A 25038-nucleotide genomic window follows, 5' to 3' on the forward strand; every position below is an offset into this window, starting at 1 on the left:
CCGGGACTATGCCGCATTGCAACATCCTGGCAACATTTCCGCCCGGAAACGGTAATATCGCGGACCTAGACGCTTCTCCCGAAAGGCCAATGGGCCTGCACCAAGGGGGAATATCGATGTCATGCCGCTCGCGCCTGGTTCAGGCGACGCTTCCGTTCACGTGGGTCATGCTCGGCGCCGCACCGGCGCTTGCCGCAAACAGCCAGCCGGCCGGTGGGCCCGCCGCCGTACCGGCGGCGCCGGTTAGGGATGCAGCGCCGGGCGATGCTGGCGAAGTCGTCGTTACCGGCTCCTATGCGCGCAGCCTGGCCGAAGCGACCGAGACGAAGCGGCGTGCCGCGTTCGGCGTGGACTCGATCGCGTCGACCGATATCGGCAAATTCCCGACGCAGAACGTCGCCGAAGCATTGCAGCTGGTGACCGGCGTCACGATCACGCGTCCGCGCGGCGAAGGCCTTTATGTCAGCGTGCGTGGGCTCGGGCCCCAGTTCCAGAGCACCTTGCTCAACGGCAGCCCGGTGGCGATCAACGATTTGATCGAGAATGGCGGCGCCAACGGACGCCAGTTCCGCTTCGAGATGCTGCCGGCCGAATTCGTGTCGCGCATAGACGTGGTGAAGACGCCCACACCGGACATGACCGAGGGCGCGCTCGGCGGCAATATCGACATTCGTACCTTCCATCCGCTGGATGTCGGCACGCGCACCACGCTCAATTTGCGTGGCACCTATACTGACATGACTGACAAGGTGCGGCCCAATGCCACATTGCTGACCAGCTACAAGACGCAGGACGGAACGTTCGGCATCCTCGGCGGCGTGCAATATTGGCGCAAGGAAGTGCGCAACGACCGTTCCTACCAGACCGGCTGGAACCTCGACAAATTCACGTCCGTGCTCGGCAAGGGCTTCTATACCCCGACCCGCCTACGGCCGACCGTCGAGACCGAAGACCGCAAGCGCATTTCCGGCATCCTTTCGGCGCAATGGCAGCCGACACCCGAGCTGCAGACCACGCTGGACGTGCTCGCGACGCGGCTTGACGTCGCCTATGACGAATTCGGGCTCGACATCTATCCCGACGACACAAGCGTCGCCGGCCACAGGCCGGTACTCGTTCCCGGATCGGTGAAGACGGACGGCAACACGGTGGTAGGTGCGACCATCAACGACGTGCGCTTCATGGGCACGCGCGAATATAGCCTCAACCGCCACGATCTGCTGACGATCGGGCTGAAACAGACGTGGGATCCGGGCGATGATTGGCACGTGGCGGCCAACGCCAACTGGTCCTATGCCCACAGCTTCCATCCGAGCTACGCCGAGGGCACGGTGCGCAGCCGCGTGATGTTCTTTGCGCCGCTGACCTATGACGCGTCGGGCGGCTACAAGGTATTGCCGACGATAAGCACGCCGGTGGATGCGACTAACCCCGCCAATTTCGTAATCTATCCGTTCAACATCGCGCCCAAGAACAGCAAGGATTGGGACCGCTATGCGCGGCTGGACGTGGCGCGCGACCTGGGCGGCTTCATCACCAAGATTTCGGCGGGCGGCGAATATCACTGGCGCAAGCGCGATTACCGCCGCCGCGACTTCACCGTGAACAGCGCCAACAACGTGCCGCTGACGCAGTTCGCGCCCAACGGCTTCGAGCAGATGCCGTTTGACGATTTCCTGAAGGGCGTGTCGGGCAATTATCCGCGCAACTGGCTCGTGCCAATCACGAGCGTGTTCTACGACAAATTGTTCACGGACGCGATCGCCAACGCGCCGCTGGCGGCGGGCGATTTGCGTGCATCCTATATCGTCAAGGAAGAGGTCGCGGCCGGCTATGCACGCGCGGATTATGCTTTCGTGCTCGGCCCGGTCGACGTCACCGGCAATGTCGGTGTGCGCTATGTCCATACCGACCAGGTGGCAAGCGGCACGCTGACGATCGGCACCGCGCCGACGCCGGCGAGCTTCCCCAAGACGTTCAACAATTGGCTGCCGAGCTTCAATCTGCGCGCGGAATTCAGCCCCACCCTCGTCGGCCGGCTCGCCGCCAGCCGCGTGCTCACCCGCCCCAACGTAACGCAGAGCGCGCCGCAGATCAGCGTGTCGACCGACGCCCCGACCGCGAGCGGCGGCAATCCGGATCTGAAGCCCTTTCTGGCGACGCAATATGACGCATCGCTGGAATGGTATTTCAGTCGCAAGGGTTCGCTGACCGGCGCACTGTTCTACAAGAAGATGGACGATTATATCACGGCGCAGAATATCAACATCGACATTCCGGGCCGCGGCACCGTGCTGCTCAGCACGCAAGTCAATGGGGGCGACGCCAAGGTCTATGGCCTCGAAGCTGCCTACAACCAGGTGTTCACCTTCCTGCCGAAGCCGTTCGATGGGCTGGGCTTCCAGGCATCCTATACGCACACGTCGGTTCGCTCGAATTATACGGCGGGCGCGCGGCCGATCAAAAACCAGCTGATCGGCCTGTCGAAGAACAGCTACAACCTGGTCGGTTTCTACGACAAGGGGCCGTTTTCGGCGCGGCTGTCTTATGTGTGGCGCGACAAATATCTCACCGGCAACGGCAGCACGACGCAGGCGTCCACCTATCTCGCGGCATTCGGTTCGCTCGATGGCAACGTCTCGCTGCGCGTGACCAGGAATGTGCTGCTCAGCGTGGAGGCCATCAACATCGCTGGCGCCCGCACCTATTCCTACAATGACGACAAATTGCGCTTCGGCGAAATCAACTATTACGGCCGCACGATCCTGTTCGGCGTGAGGGCGGAATTCTGATGAAGGCGGTGCTGCTGGCGGCGGCGCTCGCCTCGGCGGGGGCGGCAAGTGCGGCCGCCCCGCACGCGATGAACGACATCCAGGTGGTCGGCTCGCACAACAGCTTCAAGGCACGCATCCCGACCGCGGTGATGGCGAAATTGCGCGCCATGGATCCCAAGGCGGCGGACGGGCTGGATTATTACCATCTGCCGCTCGCCCGCCAGCTGGACGCGGGCGTGCGCCAGCTGGAGATCGACATCTTCGCCGACCCGGCCGGGGGGCGCTATGCCGATCCCAAGGGCGAGGCATGGGCACAGGCCGCCGGCGAGCGCACCGGCTTCGATCGGGCGGCAATGCTGCAGCCGGGCTACAAGGTGTTCCACATTCCCGACGTGGATTATCTGAGCGGCTGCGTGACGTTGGTGCGGTGCCTGCGCGAGGTGGATAGCTGGTCGCGCGCGCATCCGCGCCATTTGCCGATCATGATCACGATCAACGCCGCCGACACGCCGCCGGAGCGGCCGGGCATTTCCGCCCCGCTGCCCCTCGACGACCCGGCGCTTCTGGACGCGCTCGATGCGGAGATACGTTCGGTACTGCCGCCGGCGCGGCTGATCACGCCGGACGAAGTGCGTGGCCGGGCGACCAGCCTGCGCGACGCGGTGCGCGACCATGGATGGCCGAGGTTGAGTGCGGCACGGGGGCGGATCTATATCCTGTTGGACGTGCGCCGCGCCGTGTCCGACGTGTATCGGGCGGGCCATCCCGCGCTCGCCGGGCGGGCGATGTTCGGCTGGTATCCGGACAGCGAGCCGGAAGCGGCGATCGAGATCGTGCAGGACCCACTGGTCGATGGTGCGCGCATCCGCGTATGGGTGGAGCAAGGCCTGATCGTGCGGACCCGTACCGACGCCAACACAATCGAGGCGCGGCGGCACGATCTCGGCAAGGCGCAGGCGGCGATGGCGAGCGGCGCGCAGGCGGTCAGCACCGATTATTATCCGGGCGCGCCCGATCCGCTGGGGCTCGGCTTCACGGTGACTTTGCCCGACCGCGCGATGGCGCGCTGCAGCCCGGTGCGGGTGCCGGCGGGATGCCGCGTTCAGCCCTGAACCAGGTCCTTAGGCGGGAGGATGCGACGATGACCGCGCTGCGCCATGTGCTTTTTGCCTTGGCCGCCCTGCTGCTGGCCGTGCTCGCCTCGAGCGATGCGGGCGCCGGGCCAGTGATCGAGCGGGTCGTCATAGTCATGCGCCACGGCATCCGCGCGCCGCTGGCGGGTGAGGTGCCGGAGGGGACCCGCACCGGCGCTCCCTGGCCGCAATGGCCGGTCGCGGAGAGCCGCATCACACCGCACGGCGTCCGCGCGCTGGACATAGCGGCGGCGGGCGATCGGGCGCTGCTGGCGCGGCAAGGATTGGTCGCGGGCGCGGGATGTCCGGCGGTGGGGACGGTGCGAATCCGCACCAACAGCTCGGCGCGCACGATCGCCAGCGGGGTGGCCTATGCGAAAGGCTTCGCGCGCGGATGCGAGCTAAAGGTCGAGCATCGCCCGCTGGATGAGGTGGACCCGATCTTCGAACCGCTACGGGCGCGTGCAACACGGTTCGATGCCCGGGCAGCGGTTGCCGCGATCAACCAGGAGACGGGCGGCGTGGCGGCACTGGTCGGACGTCATCGCGCGGCGCTCGATCTCCTGGACGGCGTGCTCGGCTGTGCGCCACGCCGCGATGGCTGCCTGCCCGTGGCCGCGCCCGGTCTCATGCCGAGTGTCGATGGGCACGATTTGGTCCTGACAGGGCCGATCCGCAGTGCTTCCGGGATCGCGCAAGTGCTGCTGCTCCAATATGCCGAGGGGCTGGACCTTATGCAGGTAGGCTGGGGCCGCGTCGACGCGGCGGCGCTGCAGCGGCTGGGGGCGCTCCATGCCGCCCTGTTCGCGGTATTCACCCATCCGCCCTATATGGCGGCGCACCAAGCGGCGGTGCTGGGGCGCGAAGTGTTACAGTCCGTGACCGATCCGGCCGGCCCACGCGTAGATGTGCTGATGGGGCACGACACCAATGTCACCGCGCTCGCGGCGGCCTTGCGGATCGAGCTGCGCGCACCGGGCTATGCCACCGACGATGTGCCGCCGGGCGGGGCGCTGATCGTGGAACGGCTGCGGGATCCCGTCTCGGGCAAATTGTTCGTGCGGGTTTACTACCGGACCCAACGCCCGGAGACGCTGCGAAAGCTTGGCACGGCCGTCACCCTCCGGCCCCTTCGCATCCCCGGCTGCGGGGCCATTCTGTGCCCGGCGCCACGATTCGCCGCGCTGCTGCGACGGCAGCTCGCGCCGCTTGTCGACCCTGCGCTTCGGTCGCCGAATTAAGCGTCCGTCAGCGCCAGAAAGGCTTGGTATCGGCGAGTTCGGCGTGCGCCTCCGCCGCCTTGCCGAGGAGCTTTTCGCGCCGTTCCGCGGGGACGCCTTCGTCGCCGACGTCAATCCCCAGCCGTGCCAGCACGGACGGGCCGTGCGCCAGATCGTTGAGGTCACCGAGATGCTGCTGCAAAGTTTCGAGTGCCGCCAGGAACCTGGTGCTCCGCCGCTCGACCTTTTTGCCTGAGAACAGGCCCACGAAGAATTCGGACGCGTAGCGCAGCTTCTTGGCGAGGATGCGGACCTCGTGCCGTTCCTCGTCGCTCAGCTGCAGCAGTTCGCGGCCGCGCCGCTTGAGCCGGCGGCGCAGCTGCTGCAGCATTTCCGCAGCGAAGCGGTCGGCGCGTCTGTCGCGCAGGCCTGGATCAGCCGGCTCCATCCGCCAGCGGCCGATCGCGATCCATTCGGAGAGGTCGATCATCAAGTCGCGCGCACGCTGGGAGGAAAGTGCCGCGTGAACGTCGGCATAAGCCCGGCTGCGGGCGACGCGCAGTAGCTTGACGCTGCCAGCTTCGGCCCTGCCGAGCAGCACGTCGATGTCGCGCGCCTCACCCAACGTAGCAGCGAGCCAGCGGAGCTCGGTGCGCATCCACTCGAAGCGATCGTCCGCCAATAGCGGCTTGAAGAGCGACAGCGCGGAGCGCAGCCGGCGCAAGGCGACGCGCGCCTGATGCAGCGCTTCGGCCCCGCCGGTCCGTTCCAGGATCGCTTCGTTGAGGCGAAAGTGCCGCAGACAAGCGCCGGCGACGGCCTGGAACACCTCCGCGACACTCATATTCGCGCCAACGACGACCGGCTCCGCCTTCAGCGATTTCGGATTAGCTTTGCCGGCGAGACGATAGCCGCGTTCGGATTTGGAAAGCACACCCAGCCGCAAGGGCGTGACCGCGTTCATCGCGCGCGCGAGCGCGAACAAGGCGTCGGAGCGACCGGCCTTGAGCTCCAGCTCCACCTCATTGACCGGCACGGTGCGGTTGCCGGTGAAGATCCGGCCCCGATCGAGGACGACCTCGATCTCGCCACCTTCATAGTGGAAGCGCCCGGTACTGCGCGTTACCTCGACGGTGAACGCCGGCGCGATCGACCCGAGCACCTTTTCGGAAAGCAATGTCGTCAGCGGGCCGGCGGCCTCGTCGATCACCGGCGCTTCGTCTGGCACGTCGCCCTCCCATTCGGGACGCGCGAACAATCCTGCTGCCGATGCGCCTTCGGCCTTCACCGTCTGGACGTAGCGCGCGTCGATGCGGCGTATGCGCAGCGAGACGCCCGCCGCCCGCAATTCGCGTCGCGGCGTATCGAAATAGGTCGAGACCTGCTCACGCGCATCGAGCTTGGCATCCGCTAGGATCGGCGCCTGAGCCAGAGCGTCCAGCCCGCCAGGATCCGCCTCCAGCTTCAGTTCGATCTCGAGCTCGCCTGTCATGATCCTCCCCTTGCACCGCCGGCGAGATCAAGAAACCGGCAGGTATACGCTTCGATCCGCGCCGTATCGCCTTTCTCCGAAGCACAGCTGGCGGGTCACCCCTGCTTGCGCGCCCACTCCTTGTTGATGCCGAGCGCGGCCAGCGTGCAGATCGCGCCCGACAGGAGGTAGGCGCCGACCGACCACAGGCCGAAGCGGCTGGCGAGGAATAAGGCGGCGAGCGGGGCGAAGCCGGCGCCGAGCAGCCAGGCCGAATTGGCCACGATCGCGGCGCCGGTATAGCGATGCTGCGGCGGGAAGCTGCCATTCACCACCCCCGACGATTGGCCGAAGGCGAGGCCGAGCAGAGCAAAGCCGACCAGCATGTAGATCGTCTCGCCGAAGCCGCCGGCGTTGAGCAATTGGGGTGCGAAGCCGCTATAGGCACCGATCAGCACCGCCGACACGCCAAGCACCGCGCGGCGCCCGACGCGATCGGCGATCAGTCCCGAGGCCAGCATCGCCAGCACGCCGACGACCGCGCCCGCTGCCTCGATCAGCAGGAAGCGGATCGGCTGCTCGCCCGTCTTGAGCGTGACCCACGACAGGGGGAAGACGGTGACGAGGTGGAACAAGGCGAAGCTCGCCAACGGTGCGAAGGCGCCGAGCGCGATCGTGCGCCATTCGCTGAACAAGGTGGCGAAGGCGGGCGAAGGCTGCAGCTCGCGGCTTTCGAACAGACGCTCGAATTCGGGCGTCGCCACCAGCCGCAGCCGCGCGAACAAGGCGACGACGTTGATCGCGAGGACGACGAAGAAGGGATAGCGCCAGCCCCAGCTCAGGAAGTCCGCCTGGGAGAGGAAAGACAGGAAATAGGTGAACAGGCCGATAGCAACGAGCAGGCCGAGCGGCGCGCCCAATTGCGGGATCATCGCATACCAGCCGCGGCGCTCGTGCGGCGCGTTGAGCGACAGCAAGGAGGGCAAGCCATCCCATGCGCCGCCCAGCGCCACGCCCTGGCCGATGCGGAAGGCGCCGAGCAGGATGGCGGAGAGCGGCCCGACCTGTTGGTAGCTCGGCAGCAAGGCGATCGCCATGGTCGAGCCGCCGAGCAGGAACAAAGCGATCGTCAGCTTGACGCCGCGCCCGTGATTGCGGTCGATCCACATGAACAGCAAGGTGCCGAACGGGCGGGCCACAAAGGCGAGCGCGAACAAGGCGAAGGAATACAGCGTGCCGGTGAGCGCATCGACATAGGGGAACACGACCGACGGAAATACGAGCACCGAGGCGATCGCATAGACGAAGAAGTCGAAGAACTCGCTCGTCCGCCCGATGATGACGCCGATCGCGATTTCGCCGGGGGCGATGCGGTGATCGCGAGCATTGACCAGCCGCGCGTCGCGCTCGAGTGGCGTCGAATCCGCCGCGCCGATCGGTGCCGTCATGCCATCATGCTCCCGCGGGCTGCCCGCTGTCCGTCCATCTGCATCCCGTGACCGCGCAATCGGGCGCACGGGTCGCTACTTGTGCTGTTCTGCCCTATAGCAGAGCGCAGCGGCATTGGACAAAATGTCCAATGTAGCCGTGCCCGGGGAGCGCCTAACGCCAAGCCATGCGCGAAACTCTGCCCATTCTGCGACATTTGAGCCGGCTGGCCCTGCTGGGATCGCTTGCGCTGCTGGCGGGCTGCAGCCGTGCGGTGCTGGACCCCGCCGGCGACGTGGCGCTGCAACAGCGCAATCTGATCTACGCCTCGACCGGCCTGATGCTGCTGATCATCGTGCCGGTGATGATCCTGATCGTGATCTTCGCGTGGCGCTATCGCCACGGCAACAAGGACGCGACCTACGATCCCGATTTCGACCATTCGACCTCGCTGGAGCTGGTGATCTGGTCGGCGCCGCTGCTGATCATCATCGCGCTGGGGGCGCTGACCTGGTCGAGCACGCATCTGCTCGATCCGTTCCGCCCGCTGGATCGCATCTCGGCGGACAAGGCGCTGGATGCCAAGGCGCAGCCGCTGCGCGTCCAGGTGGTGGCGCTCGACTGGAAATGGCTGTTCATCTATCCGGAGCAGGGCATTGCCACCGTCAACGAGCTGGTGCTGCCGGTCGATCGCCAGGTGCGGTTCGACATCACGTCGACCAATATGATGAACACCTTCTACGCCCCGACACTGGCGGGGATGGTCTATGCCATGCCGGGCATGCGCAGCACGCTGCATGCGGTGCTCAATCGGCCCGGCGACTATGAGGGCTTCTCGGCCAATTATAGCGGCGCGGGCTTCTCCGACATGCGCTTCAAGTTGCGCGGCGTGGATGCGGGACAATTCGATCGCTGGGTTGCCGCGACCAAGGCGAGCGGGCGCCAACTCGCCACCGCCGATTATCTCGCGCTCGAAAAACCGAGCGAGAAGGTGCCGGCGATGCGCTTTGCCGCGGTCGCGCCCGGCTTGTTCGAGCGCGTGGTCAATCGCTGCGCGGCGCCTGGCACGCCGTGCATGACCGACGTGATGATGCATGACCGCCAGGCCGGCGGCGGCGATCCGCACGCGATGCGCGCAGGCGCCGGCATGCCTGCGGGCCGCGATGCACCCCCGCCGCACGGGGCCAAGCCCAAGGGCGCGCTGTTCAAGGATAGCCATGAGATGGCGCCGGGCCCGAACGTGACCAAACCGCGCAAGCCGGGCGCGCCGGGCGCAACCGAGCCCGCATCGAAGCGGAACCGCGATATGTCCTTCCTTCCCCCCATGCCGGGCGCGCCCGTCGTGGCGCGCGGCTGAGCCGCCGGAGCCCCCATGTTCAGCGAGACCCTCCTCAAGACCGTCTTCGGCCGGCTTTCGTTCGAGAGCTTCCCGATCCACGAGCCGATCCTGCTCATCACCTTCATCGCGGTGCTGCTGCTCGGCGCGGGGATTGTGGGCGCGGTGACGTGGTTCCGCCTGTGGGGCTGGCTGTGGCGCGAATGGTTCACCAGCGTCGACCATAAGAAGATCGGGATCATGTACATGATCCTGGGCATCATCATGCTGCTGCGCGGCTTCGCCGACGCGCTGATGATGCGCGCGCAGCAGGCGATCGCGTTCGGTGCGAACCAGGGCTATCTGCCCGCGCATCATTACGACCAGGTCTTTACCGCCCACGGTACGATCATGATCTTCTTCGTGGCGATCCCGCTGGTCGTCGGCCTGATCAACTTCGTCATGCCGCTGCAGATCGGCGCGCGCGACGTGGCCTTTCCCTATCTCAACAATCTGAGCTTCTGGCTGACCGTCGCGGGCGCGCTGCTGGTGATGGTGTCGCTGTTCGTCGGCGAATTCTCCCGCGCGGGCTGGCTCAATTATGTGCCCGTTTCCAACCTGCAGAACAGCCCGGATACCGGCCCGGATTATTATCTATGGGCGCTGCAGATAGCGGGCGTCGGCACGACATTGTCCGCGATCAACATGGTCACGACGATCATCAAGATGCGGGCGCCCGGCATGACGATGATGAAGATGCCCGTCTTCTGCTGGACCGCGCTGTGCAGCAACGTGCTAGCGATCGCGATCTTCCCGGTGCTGACCGGCGCCTTCGCATTGCTGATGCTCGACCGCTATGTCGGCACCGATTTCTTCACCAACGATCTCGGCGGCAACCCGATGATGTATTGGAACCTGGTGTGGATCTGGGGCCATCCCGAGGTCTACGTCCTGGTCCTGCCGGTGTTCGGCATTTACTCCGAGATCACCTCGACCTTCTCCGGCAAGCGGCTGTTCGGTTATTCCTCGATGGTCTATGCGACCGTGGTCATCACCGTGCTGTCCTACCTCGTATGGCTGCACCATTTCTTCACGATGGGGTCCGGCGCGAGCGTCAACAGCTTCTTCGGCATCGCGACGATGGTGATCTCCATTCCGACCGGGGCCAAGATCTTCAACTGGCTGTTCACCATGTATCGCGGCCAGATCCGGTTCGAGCTGCCGATGATGTGGGTGGTCGCGTTCATGCTGACCTTCGTGGTGGGCGGCATGACCGGCGTGCTGCTGGCGGTGCCGCCGGCCGACTTCGTGCTGCACAATTCGCTGTTCCTGGTCGCGCACTTCCACAACGTCATCATCGGCGGCGTCGTGTTCGGCCTGTTCGCCGGCATGTCCTACTGGTTTCCCAAGGCGTTCGGCTTCCGCCTCGATCCCTTCTGGGGGAAGGTGTCTTTCTGGGGCTGGGTGATCGGTTACTGGGTGGCGTGGACGCCGATCTACATCGTCGGCCTGATGGGCACGACGCGGCGCGTGCGCCATTTCGACGATCCGTCGCTGCAGATCTGGTTCGTGATCGCCGCGATCGGCGCGCTGATCATCCTGGTCGGCATCCTCGCCTTCGTCGTCCAGATCGCGGTCAGCATCAAGAACCGCGAGGCGCTACGCGACACGACCGGCGACACCTGGGGCGGACGCACGCTCGAATGGTCGACCTCGTCGCCGCCGCCGCCCTATAATTTCGCATTCACCCCGGTCGTCCACCATCTCGACGCCTGGTACGACATGAAGAAACGCGGCCACCAGTTGCCGGAGGGTGGCTTCCGCCCGATCCACATGCCGCGCAACACCGGTGCCGGCGTGATCCTGTCGGCGCTGGCCTTGGTGCTGGGTTTCGCGATGGTCTGGTATATCTGGTGGCTGGCCGCCGTGAGCGCCCTCGGGCTGTTCGTGGTCGCGATCGGGCACACGTTCAATTACGCCCGCGATTACTTCCTTTCGGCCGACGAGGTCGCGCGGACCGAAGCGCGGCGCCTTGCGGCGGCGGAGGCCTGACATGGCAAGCACGGCATCGACCGCCACAACGGCGGACGCCCCCTCTTTCTACCTGATCGAGGAAGACGATCACGCGCATGGCAGCGGCGGCGGCACGCTGCTCGGCTTCTGGATCTATCTGATGAGCGACGCGCTCATCTTCGCGACCCTGTTCGCCACCTATGGCGTGCTGAGCACCAGCTATGCCGGCGGCCCGGCGCCGCGGCAGATATTCGAGTTGCCGCTGGTGGCGCTCAATACGGCGATGCTGCTCATCTCCTCGATCACCTGCGGCATGGCAATGATCGCGATGGACGAGGGCAAGGTCCGCTCCACCCAGGCCTGGCTCGCGATCACCGCATTGTTCGGCGCTGCCTTCATCGGCATCGAGCTTTACGAATTCAGTGCGTTGATCGCGGAAGGTGCGACGCCGCAGCGCAGCGCCTTCCTGTCCGGCTTCTTCACCCTGGTCGGAACGCACGGGCTGCACGTGACCTTCGGCCTGATCTGGATCGTGGTGATGCTGGTTCAGGTCGGGCAGCGTGGCCTGATCCCGGAGAACAGGCGCCGGCTGATGTGCCTGAGCATGTTCTGGCACCTGCTCGACGTGGTCTGGATCGGCGTCTTCACCTTTGTCTATCTGCTCGGAGTATTGCGATGAGCGCTCATGATGGCGCCCCGCACGGCGCAGCCGCAAGCCACGGCACGCGCCGCAGCTATCTAACGGGCTTTGCCCTGTCGGCGGTCCTGACCGCCGTCCCCTTCTGGCTGGTGATGACGGGCGTGCTTGGGGACGTGCAGACGACCGTGCTGCTGATCATCGCCTTGGCGTTCGTCCAGATCGTCGTGCACACGTTGAGCTTCCTGCACGTCAACAGCCGCTCCGAGGGCGGCTGGACGCTGATGGCGCTGATGTTCACGGTCGTGATCGTCGCGATCGTGATAAGCGGATCGCTGTGGATCATGTATCACCTCAACAGCAACATGATGCCGATGGGACCCGACAGTATGAACGGCGCGCCCTAGGCGGCCGCGGCATGGCCGGGCGCCGCCTGTTGCTGGCCTTGTGCCTGCTGCTCGCAGCCTGCTTTGCGGCGCTGGGCGTATGGCAGGTAGAAAGACGGGCATGGAAGCTGGCGCTGATCGCCAGCGTCGAGGCGCGCATCCATGCCCCACCGCGCCCGCTGCCCGCCGGGGCCGATTTGACAAAGCATCTTGCCTATACCCGGGTCCGTGCCCACGGCGTGTTTCTGCACGACCGCGAGACGCTGGTGCAGGCGGTAACCGATCTCGGCCCGGGCTGGTGGGTGATGACCCCGCTGCGCACCCAGTCCGGGGTGGTCCTCGTCAATCGCGGCTATGTGCCGTTCGAGCGGCGTGATCCCGCCAGCCGGGCAAAGGCGCAGAGCGCGGGCGCGGCCACCGTGACCGGCCTGCTGCGGGAGAGCGAGCCGAAGGGTGGTTTCCTGCGGAGCAATGATCCGGCCGCAGGCCGCTGGTATTCGCGCGATGTCGCGGCCATCGCCCGGGCACGCGGGCTTGGGCCTACCCTTCCCTTCTTCATCGACGCGGACGCGACGGCCAATATCGGCGGATATCCGGTCGGGGGGCTGATCGTGATCCAGTTTCGCAACAACCATCTGGTATATGCGCTCACCTGGTTCACGCTGGCGGGCATGGCCCTCGCCGGAGCAGTGATGCTCCTGCGCGCGCGGGACGACCGGTGATGGACAAGCCCGTCCTCGCCCTGACGCGGCGCGGCAGCGCAGGCGCGTCCGGACGCCCGCTGCAAAGCGTCGTGTCGGAAAATATGCGCCAGTTGATCCAGTTGCGGTGGATCGCGGTCGGTGGTCAGCTGCTGACCATCCTTGCCGTCAATCTCGGCCTGGGAGTGTCGCTGCCGCTTGTGCCGATGATCGTGCTGGTGGCGCTGCTGGCCTTTGCCAATCTCGTCAGCATCATCCTGCTGCCGCGCCACAATATCACCAACGTCGAGATCATGGTCGCGCTGCTGCTGGACATGGCGGTTCTGACGGCGCAGCTTCACCTCAGCGGGGGCGCGACCAACCCGTTCATCTCGCTCTACCTGCTCCAGGTCGTGCTCGGCGCCATTTTGCTGGAAGTCTGGTCCGTGGGCGTGCTCGTTTTCGCGGCCTGCCTTTGTTACGCCTGGCTCGCCGCGCACAGCGTGCCGCTGCACTATCCGCCGCGGCTGCTAAGCGAGATCGGAGATCTTTACCGGCTCGGCGGATGGATCAGCTTCGCGCTGACCGGCACCCTGCTCGCGCTGTTCATCACGCGTATCACCCGCAATCTTCGCGCTCGCGACCGCTACCTCGCCGACCTACGCGAGCATGCGGCGGAAGAGGATGGGATCGTGCGAATGGGCTTGTTCGCCAGTGGTGCGGCGCACGAATTGGGCACGCCGCTCGCCTCGCTCGCGGTCATCCTCAGCGACTGGCGGCGGATGCCGGTGCTGGCCGATCATCCCGAATTGTCCGCCGACCTCGTCGAGATGCAAGCCGAGGTTCAGCGCTGCAAGGAAATCGTCTCGGACATCCTCCAGTCCGCCGGCGAGCCACGCGGCGATGACATGGCCAATGTCGCGGTCCCCGCCTTCCTGGAGGAGACGGTCGCGGCATGGCGGCAGGCGCATCCGGGGGTGCCGTTGAACTTTGCTGCCCGCGGACTTGACGATGCGGCGGTGGTGGTGAGTGCCTCCTTGCGGCAGGCGATCGGCAACCTGCTCGACAACGCCGCCGAGGTCTCGTCCGAAGGCATCGGTCTGGACGCGCGACGCGAGGGGGAGGAGCTGATATTATCGGTGACCGATCGCGGACCCGGTTTCACGAGCGCGCAACTTCCGATGATCGGCAAACCCTATCAGTCAAGCAAGGGCGCGGGCCACGGCCTGGGCCTGTTCCTCGCCGCCAATGTCGCGCGCAGACTGGGCGGGCGGCTGGAGGCAGCGAACCGCGCCGGAGGTGGCGCGGAGGTGAGGCTGGCCCTGCCTCTCGTTTGGGATCTGGCACGGGACGAATGATGGACAGCCCACGCCAGCTGGTGATCGTCGAGGACGATGCAGCCTTCGCGCGCACGTTGCAGCGGTCGTTCGAGCGGCGCGGCTACCGGGTGTGGGTCGCCCATGGCCCGGCCGAACTCGACGCGGTGCTGAACGAGGCGACGCCCGATTTTGCCGTGGTCGACCTGAAGTTGGGTAATGCATCCGGCCTGCCCTGCGTCCAGCGCCTGCATCGGCACGACCCTGCGATGCTGATCGTGGTGCTCACCGGCTTCGCCAGCATCGCGACGGCGGTCGAGGCGATCAAGCTGGGCGCCTGCCATTATCTCGCCAAGCCGTCCAACACGGACGATATCGAGGCCGCCTTCAGCCGGGCGGCGGGAAATGTCGCTGCGCCGATTTCGGAACGCTCGACGTCCATCAAGACGCTCGAGTGGGAACGGATCAACGAGACGCTGGTCGAAACGCAATTCAACATTTCCGAGACGGCGCGCCGCCTGGGAATGCACCGCCGGACGCTGGCGCGGAAACTGGAAAAGCGCCCGATCAAATAGTGCCGCAAGCAATGGCGCGGGAAGTCAGTCCCGGCCCATCGTGAAGACGGGCTGGAAGCAGCCGAGGATCAGGCGTGCGGCGTCGAACGGTGGATTGCCCGCGCTGTCCATGCGCTCATCCTGATGCATCCGTTGCTCGGCAGCCTCGAAGAACGCCTTGTCCGGCCATATCTGCCAGGTGAAGACGATCTTCTCGCCGTCCTTTGCGGCCACTGCCCGGCGGAAATCGGTCTGCTTGCCGTGCGGCACGAAATCCTCCCAGCTTTCAACGATCTCGAGGCAGCCATAGTCCTTGAAGAAGCGCGCGCCATTCTCGGCCCAGGCGCGGTAGGCGTCCAACTGATGTTCGGGCACAGGGATCAACAGGCCACAAATATACATAGCGGCACTCCTTTCGTCGCAGGACTTAGATCGCGTCGGCGAGGCGCGCGCGGATATCATGATAAGCCGCCGCGATCAGCGCCTCCAGCGCGACCTCGTCGACCGCCCGTCCCCAGCGCAGTTTCACATGGCGCATATTCCTGCCGGAGCCTTGCAATAGGCCTGCTGGATCATCCAGTTCCGCCCCGTTGAAGAAGCCGATATTCGCATGGCTGGGGAAGGCATCGACATAAGCAAAGGCGACGCCCTTAACGCATGCCGTCGGCTGGCCATCGTGAAGTAACTCGCGAACGTCCGGACCACAGGCGCGGATGCGATCGAACCAAGGCTGGACGACATGGCGCATAGCCGCCGCCTCCGCCCCGAACCATGCCTCGACACGAGGATCACGCGGGCTGGCACCCGCAAGGCGAAACAGCTGGGCCATTACACAAATCTGCCATAGTCGCCAGGAATGTCGAGCAGGTGCGGCTCTGCCTTCCCGTTCCACGGCAGAGGAGCGTCAGCGCTGAACGCGTGACCGCGCCGGCGTCGCACAGGGCGCGGTTGACAAGGCGCGCGGCGGCCCCTTAGCCCGCCCCTCCCATGTCGGACGATCAACGCTTTGGCCTCGCGCGCCACATCACGCTTCCCGGGCCGCTCAAGCTCGACGGGGGCGGCATGCTGGCGCCGGTCGAGATTGCCTATGAGACGTACGGAACGCTCAATTCCGACGCATCGAATGCGATCCTGATCTGCCATGCGCTGACAGGCGATCATCATGTCGCCTCCGCCCACCCGCGCACGGGCAAGCCCGGCTGGTGGACGCGAATGGTCGGCGCCGGCCGGCCGATCGATCCGGCGCGACATTTCGTGATCTGCGCCAACGTGTTGGGATCGTGCATGGGGTCGTCGGGCCCGGCCACGCTCGATCCGTCAACGGGACAGCCTTATGCAATGGCGTTCCCGGTGATCACGTTGCGCGACATGGTGCGTGCGCAGGCGATGCTGATCGACCATCTCGGCCTGCCGACGCTCGAGGCGGTAGTCGGCGGATCGATGGGCGGTATGCAGGTGCTGGAATGGGCGGCGAGCTTCCCGGAGCGCGTGCGCGCGGCGGTGGTGATCGCCTCGGCCGCGCGCCATTCAGCGCAGAATATCGCGTTCCACGAAGTAGGGCGTCAGGCGATCATGGCCGATCCCCATTGGCGCGGCGGCGACTATTACGGCACCGGCGACCCGCCCTCGGCTGGACTGGCGGTGGCGCGGATGGCGGCGCACATCACCTATCTTTCCGAAGCGGGGCTGCACGACAAGTTCGGGCGCAAGCTGCAGGATCGCGGTGAGAAGGGGTTCGGGTTCGATGCCGACTTCCAGGTGGAGAGCTATCTGCGTCACCAGGGGATCAGCTTCGTCGACCGGTTCGATGCCAACTCCTATCTCTACATCACCCGCGCGATGGATTATTTCGACCTTGCCGAGGAGCATGGCGGGCTGCTCGCCAATGCCTTTAAGAGCAGCGCCACACGCTTCTGCTTGGTCAGCTTCGACACCGACTGGCTGTATCCGACCAGCGAATCTCGCGCGATCGTGCATGCGCTCAACGCCGCCGGCGCGGCGGTGAGCTTCGTCGAGCTGTCGTCGCCGTTCGGGCATGACAGTTTTCTGCTCGACGTGCCGCAATTGTTCGGGGTGGTCGACGGCTTCATCCGGGCGGGCGAGGCATGAGCGAAATCGTCCTGTCCGATGACAAAGCGCGGCTGGACGTGGCACGGGTCCATGGCTGGCTGGCGTCAAGCTATTGGTCGCCGGGGATCGAACGCGAAAAGGTCGAACGGGCTATCGCGGGATCACACTGTCTCGGCGCCTTTCGCGGAGACGAGCAGATCGGCTTCGCGCGGATGATCACCGATCATGCGACCTTCGCATGGCTGGCTGACGTCTGGGTGGACGAGCCTGCCCGCGGCGAAGGCCTAGGTCGGCGAATGGTCGGCTGGTTTCTCCATCATCCCCAATTCGAAGGCATACGGCGCTTCGCCCTGGTCACGCGCGATGCGCATGACGTCTATGCCGCGCAGGGCTTCCACCCCCTGCTGCGGCCGGATCGCTATATGGAGCGGCTCGCGCCGGGCTTCGCCGACATGCTGCAGAGCGAGTCATGAGCTTGCGGCCCGATCTGGCGATCATCGCCCAGCACGTCACGCCCGGATCGCGCGTGCTCGATATTGGCTGCGGTGACGGCGAGCTGATGGCGGAGTTGCGCGACCGTGCGCAGGTGGACGCGCGCGGGCTGGAGATCGATCCCGCCAATGTCAGCCTCGCGGTCGGCAGGGGGCTGTCGGTGATCCAGGGGGATGCCGATGCGGACCTTGGCTATTATCCCGACCGGGCGTTCGATTACGCGATATTGAGCCAGACGCTGCAGACCGCGCGGGCGCCGGACAAGGTGCTGACCGAATTGCTGCGGATCGGCGATCGGGCGTTCGTGTCCTTCCCCAATTTCGCTTACTGGCGCGTGCGCTGGAATTTGATGTGGGGCGGGCGGATGCCGGTGACGGCGGCGCTGCCGGTCTCCTGGTACGAGACGGAAAATATCCACCAACTCACGATCGACGATTTCCGTGCATTCGTGGCGGAGCGCGGGCTGGTGGTGGAGGATGCGTGGTTCCTGACCGGGGACCGGCGCATTTCGAGCGCGGCGGCCAATCTGCGCGCCGAGCATGCGGTGTTCCTGCTGCGGCGGTGAGCGCGATACCGCAGAAAGCCCGCTCGGCGTTAACCCCGCAGGCGGGCGCCGGTCTTGGCCGCCGCGGCGACGATCTTATCCGAGATTGCCTGGAGATCGGCTTCCGTGAAGCTCTTATCGGCCGGCTGAAGCGTGACTTCGACCGCCAGCGACTTTTCGTTCTCGGCAAGGCCGGTGCCGGTGAAGACGTCGAACAGCGTCACATCGACGATCGCATCCTTGTCGGCGCCGCGTACCGCCCGGAGCAGGCCGTCGGCGGTGGCGGTGCGCTTGACGATGAAGGCGAAGTCGCGCGTCACCGGCTGGAGCGCAGGCGGCGCATAGGCTGAGCGCATGCGGCCCGACTCGCGCCTCGGAGGAATGGCGTCGAGATAGATTTCTGCCGCGACAGCGGGGCCATCGAGACCAAACGCCTTAAGCGTGGCGGGATGGAGCTCGCCGAATTCCGCCAGGATGGTCTTGGGGCCGAGGCGAAGCGAGCCCGAACGGCCGGGATGCCAGGTCGGCGCAAGCGCCTCCATCACCTGCAGCCGATCGACAGGCGCGCCGGCGGCGGCAAGCAAGGCCATCGCTTCGGCCTTGGCGTCATAGGCATCGACCTGAACCTTGCCGTGGCGCCAGTCGCGCGGCGCATCGCCGGCGAGCAGCAGGCCAAGCGTCGAACGCTCCCCCTCCGCGAGATAGCGGCGGCCGAGCTCAAACAGCCGGATCGCCCCGGCCCCACGGTCCGCATTGCGGCGCGCGGCGGTGAGCAATCCCGGCAGCAGCGATGGACGCATCGCCTTCAGATCCTCGCTGATCGGATTGGCGAGGATCCAGGCGGCGCCGCCGAAGCGGTCCGCCTCCGCTTCGGGCAGGAAGCTCCAGGTGACGGCTTCGTTGAGCCCGCGCGCGGCGGCCGTGCGACGGGCGATACGCTCGATCTTTTGCTCGGGCGTAGCGGTCGGCCGGGCGACGCCGTCGGGGCGCGGCAGCGGCACGGCGAGGACATTGTCGATGCCCTCGATCCGGACGATTTCCTCGACGATATCAGCCACACCCTCGACGTCGCGGCGCCAACTCGGCACGCGGATCGTCCAGGTACCGTCGATCCCGAAACCCAGGCGAGTGAGGATTTCACGCTGGCGGTCGGCGGACACGTCCAAACCGCCAAGCCGGGCGGCCGCCTGGGGATCATATCTGAAGGTAGGGTGGCCAAGCGGCGGCTGGCCCGCCTCGATCGCCTCGGTCGGCGTACCGCCGCAAATTTCGGTGACGAGCTGGGTTGCGATCGCGAGCCCATCACCAAGGAAGGCCGGATCGACGCCGCGCTCGAAACGCTGACGCGCGTCGCTGGTAAGGCCGAGCTTCTGGCCGGTGCGCGCGATCGTCTCCGGCGTGAAATAGGCGCATTCGATCAGCACGTCGGTGGTGTTTTCCGAAACGCCCGAGGCCGCGCCACCCATGATGCCGCCAATGTCGTGGACATGCGCATCGTCGGCAATGACGGTCATGTCGGCGGTGAGCGTGTAATCCTTGCCGTTGAGCGCAGTCAGCGTCTCGCCGTCGGCCGCCTTGCGTGCGACCAGCCCGCCGCTGAGCTTGGCGATATCGTAAACGTGGAGCGGCCGGCCATGATCGAGCATCACGTAATTGGTGATGTCGACCAAAGCCGAGATCGGGCGCTGGCCGACCGCGATCAGCCGGCGCTGCATCCAATCGGGCGAGGCGCCGTTGGCGACGCCGCGGACGGCACGTGCGAAGAAGGCCGGGCAACCTGCCGGATCGTGGGTCGCCACCGATACCGGCGACGGCCCGTCGCCACGGATGGCCGGCACGTCGAGCGGCTTCAGCGCACCGTAGCCGCCGGCGGCGAGATCGCGCGCGATGCCGCGAACGCCCATACAATCCTGGCGATTGGGCGTCACTGAAATGTCGATGACGGGGTCCGACAAGCCCTGATAGTCGGCGAAAGACGTGCCGACCGGCGCGTCGCCGGGAAGCTCGATGATGCCGTCATGCTCGTCGCCCAGCTCCAGCTCGCGCACCGAGCACATCATGCCGTTGGATTCGACCCCCCGGATGGCCGCGACGCGCAGCACCATATTGTTGGCGGGCACGGTCGCACCGGGCGCACCGAACACGCCGACCAGCCCGGCGCGGGCGTTGGGAGCGCCGCACACGACCTGCAGCCCCTGCCCGTCGCCGGTGTCAACCGTGAGCACCTGAAGCTTGTCAGCTTGCGGATGCGGTGCGGCGGTGAGCACGCGCGCGACGGTAAACCCCGCCAGCTTCGCCGCGGGATCGTCGACGCCCTCAACCTCAAGCCCGAGTTTGGTAAGCCCGACGACGAGCTCCTCGAGCGTCGCGTCCGTGTCGAGGTGCTCCTTGAGCCAGGAAAGGGTGAACTTCATGCCCCTACTCCCCCGCTGAGCGTCGGCACGTCCAGCGCGCGGAAACCGTAATGTTTGAGCCAGCGCAGGTCGCCATCGAAGAAGGCGCGCAGATCGTCCATGCCATATTTGAGCATCGCCAGCCGATCCACGCCGGTACCGAAGGCGAAGCCCTGATATTCCTCGGGATCGAGCCCGCACGCGGCGATCACCTTGGGGTGAACCATGCCCGAGCCCAATACCTCCATCCAGCCTTCGGCACCGCCGATGACGCGGCGGCCCTTCTCGATCGAATAGCCGACATCGACCTCGACCGAAGGTTCGGTGAACGGGAAGAAGGACGGCCGCAGCCGCAGTACAATATCGTCGCGCTCGAAATAAGCCTTGAGGAAGGTTTCCAGCGTCCAGCGCAGGTGACCGAGATGAATGCCCTTGTCGATCACCAGGCCTTCGATCTGATGGAACATCGGCGTGTGGGTGGCGTCGCTGTCGGCACGATAGACCCGGCCGGGCGCGATGATGCGGATCGGCGGCTGCTGCGTCAGCATCGTACGGATCTGAACCGGCGAGGTGTGCGTGCGCAGCAGCATCTTGCCGTCGCCGCCTTCAGCTTCCGGGAAGTAGAAGGTGTCGTGCATCGCGCGGGCCGGATGGGTTTCCGGAATGTTGAGCGCGGTGAAATTGTGCCAGTCGTCCTCGATCTCCGGCCCAGTCGCGACCGCGAAGCCGAGATCGGCGAAGATCTCCGCCAGTTCGTCCATGACCTGACTGACCGGGTGGATCGTGCCCGAAGCGCGCACGGGCACCGGCAGCGTCATGTCGATCGTTTCCGATTCCAGCCGTGCGTCGAGCGCGGCCCGATCGAGCGCGGCCTTACGCGCAGCGATCGCGTCGGCAACCGCGAGCCGCAGCTCCTGGATTTCCGGCCCCTTCACCTGGCGCTCTTCCGGCGACATGCCGCCAAGCGTCTTGAGCAAAGCGGTGATTGAGCCGTTCTTGCCAAGCGCGCGCACGCGAATCGCCTCCAGCGCGTCGGCTTCGTCGACGGCAGTGATCGCGTTCAGCAATTCGCTGCGCATCTGATCGGGATCGGTACTCACGCTTTAGCCTTTGATTTAAGGTCGATCGCCCAGGTGATGAGGGCGCCGTCTTCGGGATCGTCGCGCGCGCCAGTGCGGACAAAGCCGTTCCGTTCGAGCACGTGCTGCGACGCCGGATTGTCCACGCTGGTCTCCACGGTCAAGCCATGATGACCTTCGGAAGCCAAAAGCGGTAGCAACGAGGCCAGCGCACGGGTCATCACTCCCTGCCCGCGATAGGCAGGCGCCACGCCATAGCCGAGTTCGTAGCGGCCGTCGGCGCCGGATTTGGTGAAGCTCATCATGGCAACGATTATGCCCGCATCGCTGACCAGCCAAGCAACCGAGCGATGATCGGCGGCGGCCAAGCTTGCGATGATGCCACGGAGCATGGCGAGAATTTCGGGAGGAGCGATCCCGCCTTGTGCAATTGCCAGGCCTGGATCACGCGCCGGCCCCTTACCCAGCAACCAGGCGAAATCCGCATCGGTCATGGCGTGAAGCTGGATCATTGGCACCAAATCAAAACAAAGGGCGCGGAAGCCGTTCGGCCGCCGCGCCCTTCAATGGGTCACCAAGGTCTCAGGCGTTATGCCGCGACCCGAGCGCCTTCCGGAAGCGCGGCCTTCGCCTGGGCGATGATGGCGCTAAACACTTCGCCTTCGTGCATGGCGAGATCGGCCAGGACCTTGCGGTCAAGCTCGACCCCGGCCAGCTTCAGACCGTGCATGAACACGCCGTAGGTCAGGCCCTCGGCCCGAACGGCAGCGTTGATGCGCTGGATCCAGAGCGCGCGGAAGTTGCGCTTGTTAACCTTACGGTCGCGATACGCATATTGACCCGCTTTCTCCACCGCCTGACGGGCGATGCGGATCGTATTCTTGCGGCGGCCATAATAGCCTTTTGCATCCTCAAGGATGCGCTTGTGCTTTGCGTGCGTAGTTACGCCGCGCTTGACGCGTGCCATGTCCCGCTACTCCTTAATTGAGGCCGTAGGGCGCCCAGAGCTTCACCCGCACCGTATCGGCGTCGGCGAGCACATCGGTGCGGCGGTTCTGGCGGATATATTTCGCATTGTGGCTGATCAGGCGGTGACGCTTGCCAGCGACCCCGTGCTTGATCTTGCCGGTTGCGGTGAGCTTGAAGCGCTTTTTAACGCCGCTCTTCGTCTTCAGCTTGGGCATTTTCGTCTCCTTTCGAGAGCGATCAAGAACGGCCACGGCAGCCCACACTAGCCGGGCAGTTCATCCATTATCGCTTGGAAGGGCGCGCCTATAAGGCAGTCCAGGGCTCGGCGCAACCGTGCACTTCGTGCGACGAACGTTGCGGAACCGAGCCGATCCGGAACGGTTACAACGCGGATGGCCGAAATCCCCTATACCGAATCCGTCGACGATGTCCGGTCCGAAACGCCGCCGCCCGCGCGCAGACGCGACACCGGAACGCATACCCTCGCTACCGGCATCTCAATCCTCGCGACACTGATCGGACTGATCTTTCTTGCCTGGCTGGTCTTGTTCGTTACCAAGGGGCGATTCCTGAAGCATACGTTCGAGCGGATCGCGAGCTCGCATACCGGACGTGCGGTGAAGGTGGCGGGCGACTTCAATCTTTACCTCGATCCCTTCGCGACCAAATTCCTGGCCGAGGGTCTCACTATATCCAACCCGGCATGGGCGTCCAAGCCGAACCTGTTCCAGGCCAAGCTCATCGACACCCGGATTGACACGTTCAGCTTTCTGTTCGGCGATCAGTCAAAGGTGAACTGGATCAATCTGGTCGATGGCGCCGCCGATTTGGAATGGGACGCCAAGCACCAGAACAATACCTGGACGTTCGGCAAGAGCGGCGGCAAACCGTTCCAGATGCCGCTTATCCAGCGGGCCGAAATCGACGGCACGACCGCGCGCTATCGCGATCCATCGATGCAATTGTCGGTGGATGTCGCGTTTCAGGCGATCCACGCCCAGGACAATAAGGTCGGCAAGGCCATCCGCTTTAACGGCGACGGCACGATGCGTGGACGCCCCTTCCGGCTATGGGGCAGCCAATCCTCTCCCAACCAGCTAATCGCGGGCGGCGCGAACAAGTTCGACCTGCACGCCCAGGGCGCACTGTTCCACATCGACGTCGCCGGCAACCTGCCCGGCGCGACGATGATCGAAGGCGCGGACCTGACGGTCGGCGCGCGCGGCCCGAACATCCGATACCTGTTTGATCTGATCGGCGTGGCAGTGCCCGACACGCGCACCTATCGCCTGACATCGCACATGGTGAAGCAGGGGCAGGAATATCGCTTCACGCGGATGACGGGTTTCTATGGCGCCAGTGACATCGCCGGGCGGTTCACCGCGCGGGTCCCGGCGAATAGCGACGAACGGATGCTGCTGACGGCCGATCTCAAATCGCGCCATGTCGACATCATCGATGTCGGGCCGTTTATCGGCTATGATCCGGCAGCGCTTGCAACCAAGGGTGCAACCGCCGCAGCGACGACCCAGCACAAGGGCGACGGGGTGCCGCGCATCCTGCCCGATGCGCCGCTGCGCAGTGACTCGATCAAGACTTTCGACGCGAAGGTCAATTACACGATCGCCACGATCACGCAGCCGTTCGTCCCCGTGTCGAATATCGTGCTGGGCGTTGATCTCAACCGATCGCTGCTCAAATTGTCGCCGCTCAACTTCGACGTCGCCGGCGGCCATCTGAGCTCCGACATCTCGATCAACGCACGTGTGCCCGCGGTCGTCACGGAATATGACATCCGCCTTTCGCCGACACCGATCGGCAAGTTGCTCTACAAGAGCGGAGTCGCGGATGCGCCCGCGTCCGGCGTCATGACGGCACGCGTAAAGATGCGGGGCGTGGGCGACTCCCTGCGCAAGAGCCTCGCCTCCTCGTCCGGCAGGATCGCGATCATCCTGCCAAAGGGCACCTTCTGGACGCAATATATCCAGCTGAGCGAGTTCGATCTGGGCGTGTTCCTGCAGAAACTGCTGCAGGACAAGCTCAAGAAGCCGGTGGAAGTGAATTGCGGCCTGATTGGCTTTACGGTGCGCGATGGCATCGCCTCCGCCGACCCGATCCTGATCGACACCGACAAGAACGTCATGACCGCCAAGGGCGGTTTCAGCTTCAAGGATGAATCACTCAGCCTGGCGTTCCGCGCCGACGGCAAGAAGTTCAGCCTGTTTTCGGGCCAGTCGCCGGTCGGCATTGGTGGCTATTTCGCCAAGCCGGCAATCCAGATCATCACTCCGCAATTGCTGGCGCGCGGCGGCGCCGGGCTGGCATTGGGCATCGTGGCGAGCCCCCTGGCGGCGATCATCGCCTTCGTCGATCCGGGCGACGCCAAGAGTGCGGCGTGCGGACCGGTGCTGGCAGGGGCGAAGGCCTCGGCGCAACGTACGACCAAGGGCGCACCGCGCGAGGATGTCGGATCGGGCAAGAGCAAGGACGTCAAAGCCGAGAAACAGCACAAGAAATTCCTCGGCATATTCTGATCGTTGCGGACAGCGTTATGCCTAGCGGCC

23 protein-coding genes are annotated in these 25038 nt (G+C 65.3%); 14 read left to right on the forward strand and 9 right to left on the reverse strand.

The window, feature by feature from the left end; all coding sequences use genetic code 11:
- Window positions 1–116: 116 nt before the first annotated feature.
- Genes DX905_RS03385 through DX905_RS03395 form a run of 3 tightly spaced genes read left to right on the forward strand, consistent with a single transcriptional unit; the run spans window position 117 to window position 5148 of the window.
- Window positions 117–2792, forward strand: coding sequence for a TonB-dependent receptor (locus DX905_RS03385; protein ID WP_240320703.1), 2676 nt, complete (start codon window positions 117–119; stop codon window positions 2790–2792).
- Window positions 2792–3886, forward strand: a complete 1095-nt coding sequence (locus DX905_RS03390; protein WP_205412183.1) for a Ca2+-dependent phosphoinositide-specific phospholipase C — start codon at window positions 2792–2794, stop codon at window positions 3884–3886. The genes DX905_RS03385 and DX905_RS03390 overlap by 1 nt, the downstream gene beginning before the upstream one ends.
- A 29-nt stretch (window positions 3887–3915) precedes the next feature.
- Window positions 3916–5148 (forward strand): histidine-type phosphatase, encoded by a 1233-nt coding sequence (locus DX905_RS03395; RefSeq protein WP_162875438.1) that lies wholly within the window; start codon window positions 3916–3918, stop codon window positions 5146–5148.
- 7 nt (window positions 5149–5155) lie between these two features.
- Here DX905_RS03395 and DX905_RS03400 read toward each other — a convergent pair whose 3' ends face one another.
- Both DX905_RS03400 and DX905_RS03405 read right to left on the reverse strand, forming a co-directional pair.
- Window positions 5156–6619: a CYTH and CHAD domain-containing protein gene (locus DX905_RS03400; RefSeq protein ID WP_116090082.1), complete on the reverse strand. Its 1464-nt coding sequence runs from the start codon at window positions 6617–6619 to the stop codon at window positions 5156–5158.
- Between the two features lie 95 nt (window positions 6620–6714).
- Window positions 6715–8046 carry an MFS transporter gene (locus DX905_RS03405; protein WP_116090083.1) on the reverse strand — a complete coding sequence of 444 codons (1332 nt, stop codon included), beginning with the start codon at window positions 8044–8046 and terminating at the stop codon, window positions 6715–6717.
- A 167-nt stretch (window positions 8047–8213) separates the two neighbouring features.
- Here DX905_RS03405 and cyoA point away from each other — a divergent pair, with 167 nt between their 5' ends.
- The 7 genes from cyoA to DX905_RS03440 are packed head-to-tail and all read left to right on the forward strand — an operon-like array spanning window position 8214 to window position 14948.
- A complete protein-coding gene (gene cyoA, locus DX905_RS03410) occupies window positions 8214–9383 on the forward strand; it encodes a ubiquinol oxidase subunit II (protein ID WP_205412184.1) in 1170 nt (389 codons plus the stop codon).
- Window positions 9384–9398: 15 nt separating this feature from the next.
- Entirely contained in the window at window positions 9399–11393 is a 1995-nt protein-coding gene (cyoB, locus tag DX905_RS03415) for a cytochrome o ubiquinol oxidase subunit I (RefSeq protein WP_116090085.1), read from the forward strand.
- Between the two features lies 1 nt (window position 11394).
- The gene (gene cyoC / locus DX905_RS03420; protein WP_116090086.1) at window positions 11395–12033 is read left to right on the forward strand and encodes a cytochrome o ubiquinol oxidase subunit III; all 639 of its coding nucleotides are present in this window, start codon (window positions 11395–11397) and stop codon (window positions 12031–12033) included.
- Entirely contained in the window at window positions 12030–12398 is a 369-nt protein-coding gene (cyoD, locus tag DX905_RS03425; protein ID WP_116090087.1) for a cytochrome o ubiquinol oxidase subunit IV, read from the forward strand. The genes cyoC and cyoD overlap by 4 nt, the downstream gene beginning before the upstream one ends.
- A gap of 11 nt (window positions 12399–12409) precedes the next feature.
- A complete protein-coding gene (locus DX905_RS03430; RefSeq protein ID WP_116090088.1) occupies window positions 12410–13099 on the forward strand; it encodes an SURF1 family protein in 690 nt (229 codons plus the stop codon).
- Complete coding sequence (locus tag DX905_RS03435; RefSeq protein WP_116090090.1) at window positions 13099–14415, forward strand: ATP-binding protein; 1317 nt, start codon at window positions 13099–13101, stop codon at window positions 14413–14415. The genes DX905_RS03430 and DX905_RS03435 overlap by 1 nt, the downstream gene beginning before the upstream one ends.
- Window positions 14415–14948 carry a response regulator transcription factor gene (locus DX905_RS03440; protein WP_116090091.1) on the forward strand — a complete coding sequence of 178 codons (534 nt, stop codon included), beginning with the start codon at window positions 14415–14417 and terminating at the stop codon, window positions 14946–14948. The genes DX905_RS03435 and DX905_RS03440 overlap by 1 nt, the downstream gene beginning before the upstream one ends.
- Before the next feature lie 24 nt (window positions 14949–14972).
- Here DX905_RS03440 and DX905_RS03445 read toward each other — a convergent pair whose 3' ends face one another.
- Together DX905_RS03445 and DX905_RS03450 are read right to left on the reverse strand one after the other, a co-directional pair.
- Window positions 14973–15329: a DUF1428 domain-containing protein gene (locus DX905_RS03445; protein WP_116090093.1), complete on the reverse strand. Its 357-nt coding sequence runs from the start codon at window positions 15327–15329 to the stop codon at window positions 14973–14975.
- Between the two features lie 25 nt (window positions 15330–15354).
- Complete coding sequence (locus DX905_RS03450; protein ID WP_116090094.1) at window positions 15355–15756, reverse strand: DUF1801 domain-containing protein; 402 nt, start codon at window positions 15754–15756, stop codon at window positions 15355–15357.
- A 158-nt stretch (window positions 15757–15914) separates the two neighbouring features.
- Here DX905_RS03450 and metX point away from each other — a divergent pair, with 158 nt between their 5' ends.
- Genes metX through metW form a run of 3 tightly spaced genes read left to right on the forward strand, consistent with a single transcriptional unit; the run spans window position 15915 to window position 18054 of the window.
- Entirely contained in the window at window positions 15915–17036 is a 1122-nt protein-coding gene (gene metX, locus DX905_RS03455) for a homoserine O-acetyltransferase MetX (RefSeq protein WP_116090096.1), read from the forward strand.
- Window positions 17033–17470, forward strand: a complete 438-nt coding sequence (locus tag DX905_RS03460) for a GNAT family N-acetyltransferase (RefSeq protein WP_116090097.1) — start codon at window positions 17033–17035, stop codon at window positions 17468–17470. The genes metX and DX905_RS03460 overlap by 4 nt, the downstream gene beginning before the upstream one ends.
- Entirely contained in the window at window positions 17467–18054 is a 588-nt protein-coding gene (gene metW / locus DX905_RS03465) for a methionine biosynthesis protein MetW (protein ID WP_116090098.1), read from the forward strand. Before DX905_RS03460 ends, metW begins: the two co-directional genes overlap by 4 nt.
- A gap of 29 nt (window positions 18055–18083) precedes the next feature.
- On the opposite strand, the gene pheT is transcribed toward metW, so the two are convergent.
- From pheT to rpmI, 5 genes are all read right to left on the reverse strand, one after another.
- Window positions 18084–20447 (reverse strand): phenylalanine--tRNA ligase subunit beta, encoded by a 2364-nt coding sequence (pheT, locus tag DX905_RS03470; RefSeq protein ID WP_116090100.1) that lies wholly within the window; start codon window positions 20445–20447, stop codon window positions 18084–18086.
- Window positions 20444–21505, reverse strand: coding sequence for a phenylalanine--tRNA ligase subunit alpha (gene pheS, locus DX905_RS03475; protein ID WP_116092298.1), 1062 nt, complete (start codon window positions 21503–21505; stop codon window positions 20444–20446). The genes pheT and pheS overlap by 4 nt, the downstream gene beginning before the upstream one ends.
- Before the next feature lie 17 nt (window positions 21506–21522).
- Entirely contained in the window at window positions 21523–22017 is a 495-nt protein-coding gene (locus tag DX905_RS03480) for a GNAT family N-acetyltransferase (protein WP_116090102.1), read from the reverse strand.
- Window positions 22018–22094: 77 nt separating this feature from the next.
- The gene (rplT, locus tag DX905_RS03485; RefSeq protein ID WP_116090104.1) at window positions 22095–22472 is read right to left on the reverse strand and encodes a 50S ribosomal protein L20; all 378 of its coding nucleotides are present in this window, start codon (window positions 22470–22472) and stop codon (window positions 22095–22097) included.
- A 13-nt stretch (window positions 22473–22485) separates the two neighbouring features.
- On the reverse strand, window positions 22486–22689 hold the full coding sequence (gene rpmI / locus DX905_RS03490; RefSeq protein WP_116090105.1) for a 50S ribosomal protein L35: 204 nt from the start codon (window positions 22687–22689) through the stop codon (window positions 22486–22488).
- Window positions 22690–22866: 177 nt separating this feature from the next.
- Between rpmI and DX905_RS03495 the strand changes: the two genes are divergently transcribed.
- Window positions 22867–25008: an AsmA family protein gene (locus DX905_RS03495; protein ID WP_116090107.1), complete on the forward strand. Its 2142-nt coding sequence runs from the start codon at window positions 22867–22869 to the stop codon at window positions 25006–25008.
- The last annotated feature ends 30 nt before the right edge of the window (window positions 25009–25038 follow it).

This window comes from Sphingomonas crusticola, assembly GCF_003391115.1.
GTDB lineage: Bacteria > Pseudomonadota > Alphaproteobacteria > Sphingomonadales > Sphingomonadaceae > Sphingomonas_I > Sphingomonas_I crusticola.

Coding starts and splice junctions, on each gene's coding strand:
- DX905_RS03385 (WP_240320703.1), top strand. CDS start 117: ATGTCATGCCGCTCGCGCCTGGTTCAGGCGACGCTTCCGTTCACGTGG.
- DX905_RS03390 (WP_205412183.1), top strand. CDS start 2,792: ATGAAGGCGGTGCTGCTGGCGGCGGCGCTCGCCTCGGCGGGGGCGGCA.
- DX905_RS03395 (WP_162875438.1), top strand. CDS start 3,916: ATGACCGCGCTGCGCCATGTGCTTTTTGCCTTGGCCGCCCTGCTGCTG.
- DX905_RS03400 (WP_116090082.1), bottom strand. CDS start 6,619: ATGACAGGCGAGCTCGAGATCGAACTGAAGCTGGAGGCGGATCCTGGC.
- DX905_RS03405 (WP_116090083.1), bottom strand. CDS start 8,046: ATGACGGCACCGATCGGCGCGGCGGATTCGACGCCACTCGAGCGCGAC.
- cyoA (WP_205412184.1), top strand. CDS start 8,214: ATGCGCGAAACTCTGCCCATTCTGCGACATTTGAGCCGGCTGGCCCTG.
- cyoB (WP_116090085.1), top strand. CDS start 9,399: ATGTTCAGCGAGACCCTCCTCAAGACCGTCTTCGGCCGGCTTTCGTTC.
- cyoC (WP_116090086.1), top strand. CDS start 11,395: ATGGCAAGCACGGCATCGACCGCCACAACGGCGGACGCCCCCTCTTTC.
- cyoD (WP_116090087.1), top strand. CDS start 12,030: ATGAGCGCTCATGATGGCGCCCCGCACGGCGCAGCCGCAAGCCACGGC.
- DX905_RS03430 (WP_116090088.1), top strand. CDS start 12,410: ATGGCCGGGCGCCGCCTGTTGCTGGCCTTGTGCCTGCTGCTCGCAGCC.
- DX905_RS03435 (WP_116090090.1), top strand. CDS start 13,099: ATGGACAAGCCCGTCCTCGCCCTGACGCGGCGCGGCAGCGCAGGCGCG.
- DX905_RS03440 (WP_116090091.1), top strand. CDS start 14,415: ATGGACAGCCCACGCCAGCTGGTGATCGTCGAGGACGATGCAGCCTTC.
- DX905_RS03445 (WP_116090093.1), bottom strand. CDS start 15,329: ATGTATATTTGTGGCCTGTTGATCCCTGTGCCCGAACATCAGTTGGAC.
- DX905_RS03450 (WP_116090094.1), bottom strand. CDS start 15,756: ATGGCCCAGCTGTTTCGCCTTGCGGGTGCCAGCCCGCGTGATCCTCGT.
- metX (WP_116090096.1), top strand. CDS start 15,915: ATGTCGGACGATCAACGCTTTGGCCTCGCGCGCCACATCACGCTTCCC.
- DX905_RS03460 (WP_116090097.1), top strand. CDS start 17,033: ATGAGCGAAATCGTCCTGTCCGATGACAAAGCGCGGCTGGACGTGGCA.
- metW (WP_116090098.1), top strand. CDS start 17,467: ATGAGCTTGCGGCCCGATCTGGCGATCATCGCCCAGCACGTCACGCCC.
- pheT (WP_116090100.1), bottom strand. CDS start 20,447: ATGAAGTTCACCCTTTCCTGGCTCAAGGAGCACCTCGACACGGACGCG.
- pheS (WP_116092298.1), bottom strand. CDS start 21,505: ATGCGCAGCGAATTGCTGAACGCGATCACTGCCGTCGACGAAGCCGAC.
- DX905_RS03480 (WP_116090102.1), bottom strand. CDS start 22,017: ATGATCCAGCTTCACGCCATGACCGATGCGGATTTCGCCTGGTTGCTG.
- rplT (WP_116090104.1), bottom strand. CDS start 22,472: ATGGCACGCGTCAAGCGCGGCGTAACTACGCACGCAAAGCACAAGCGC.
- rpmI (WP_116090105.1), bottom strand. CDS start 22,689: ATGCCCAAGCTGAAGACGAAGAGCGGCGTTAAAAAGCGCTTCAAGCTC.
- DX905_RS03495 (WP_116090107.1), top strand. CDS start 22,867: ATGGCCGAAATCCCCTATACCGAATCCGTCGACGATGTCCGGTCCGAA.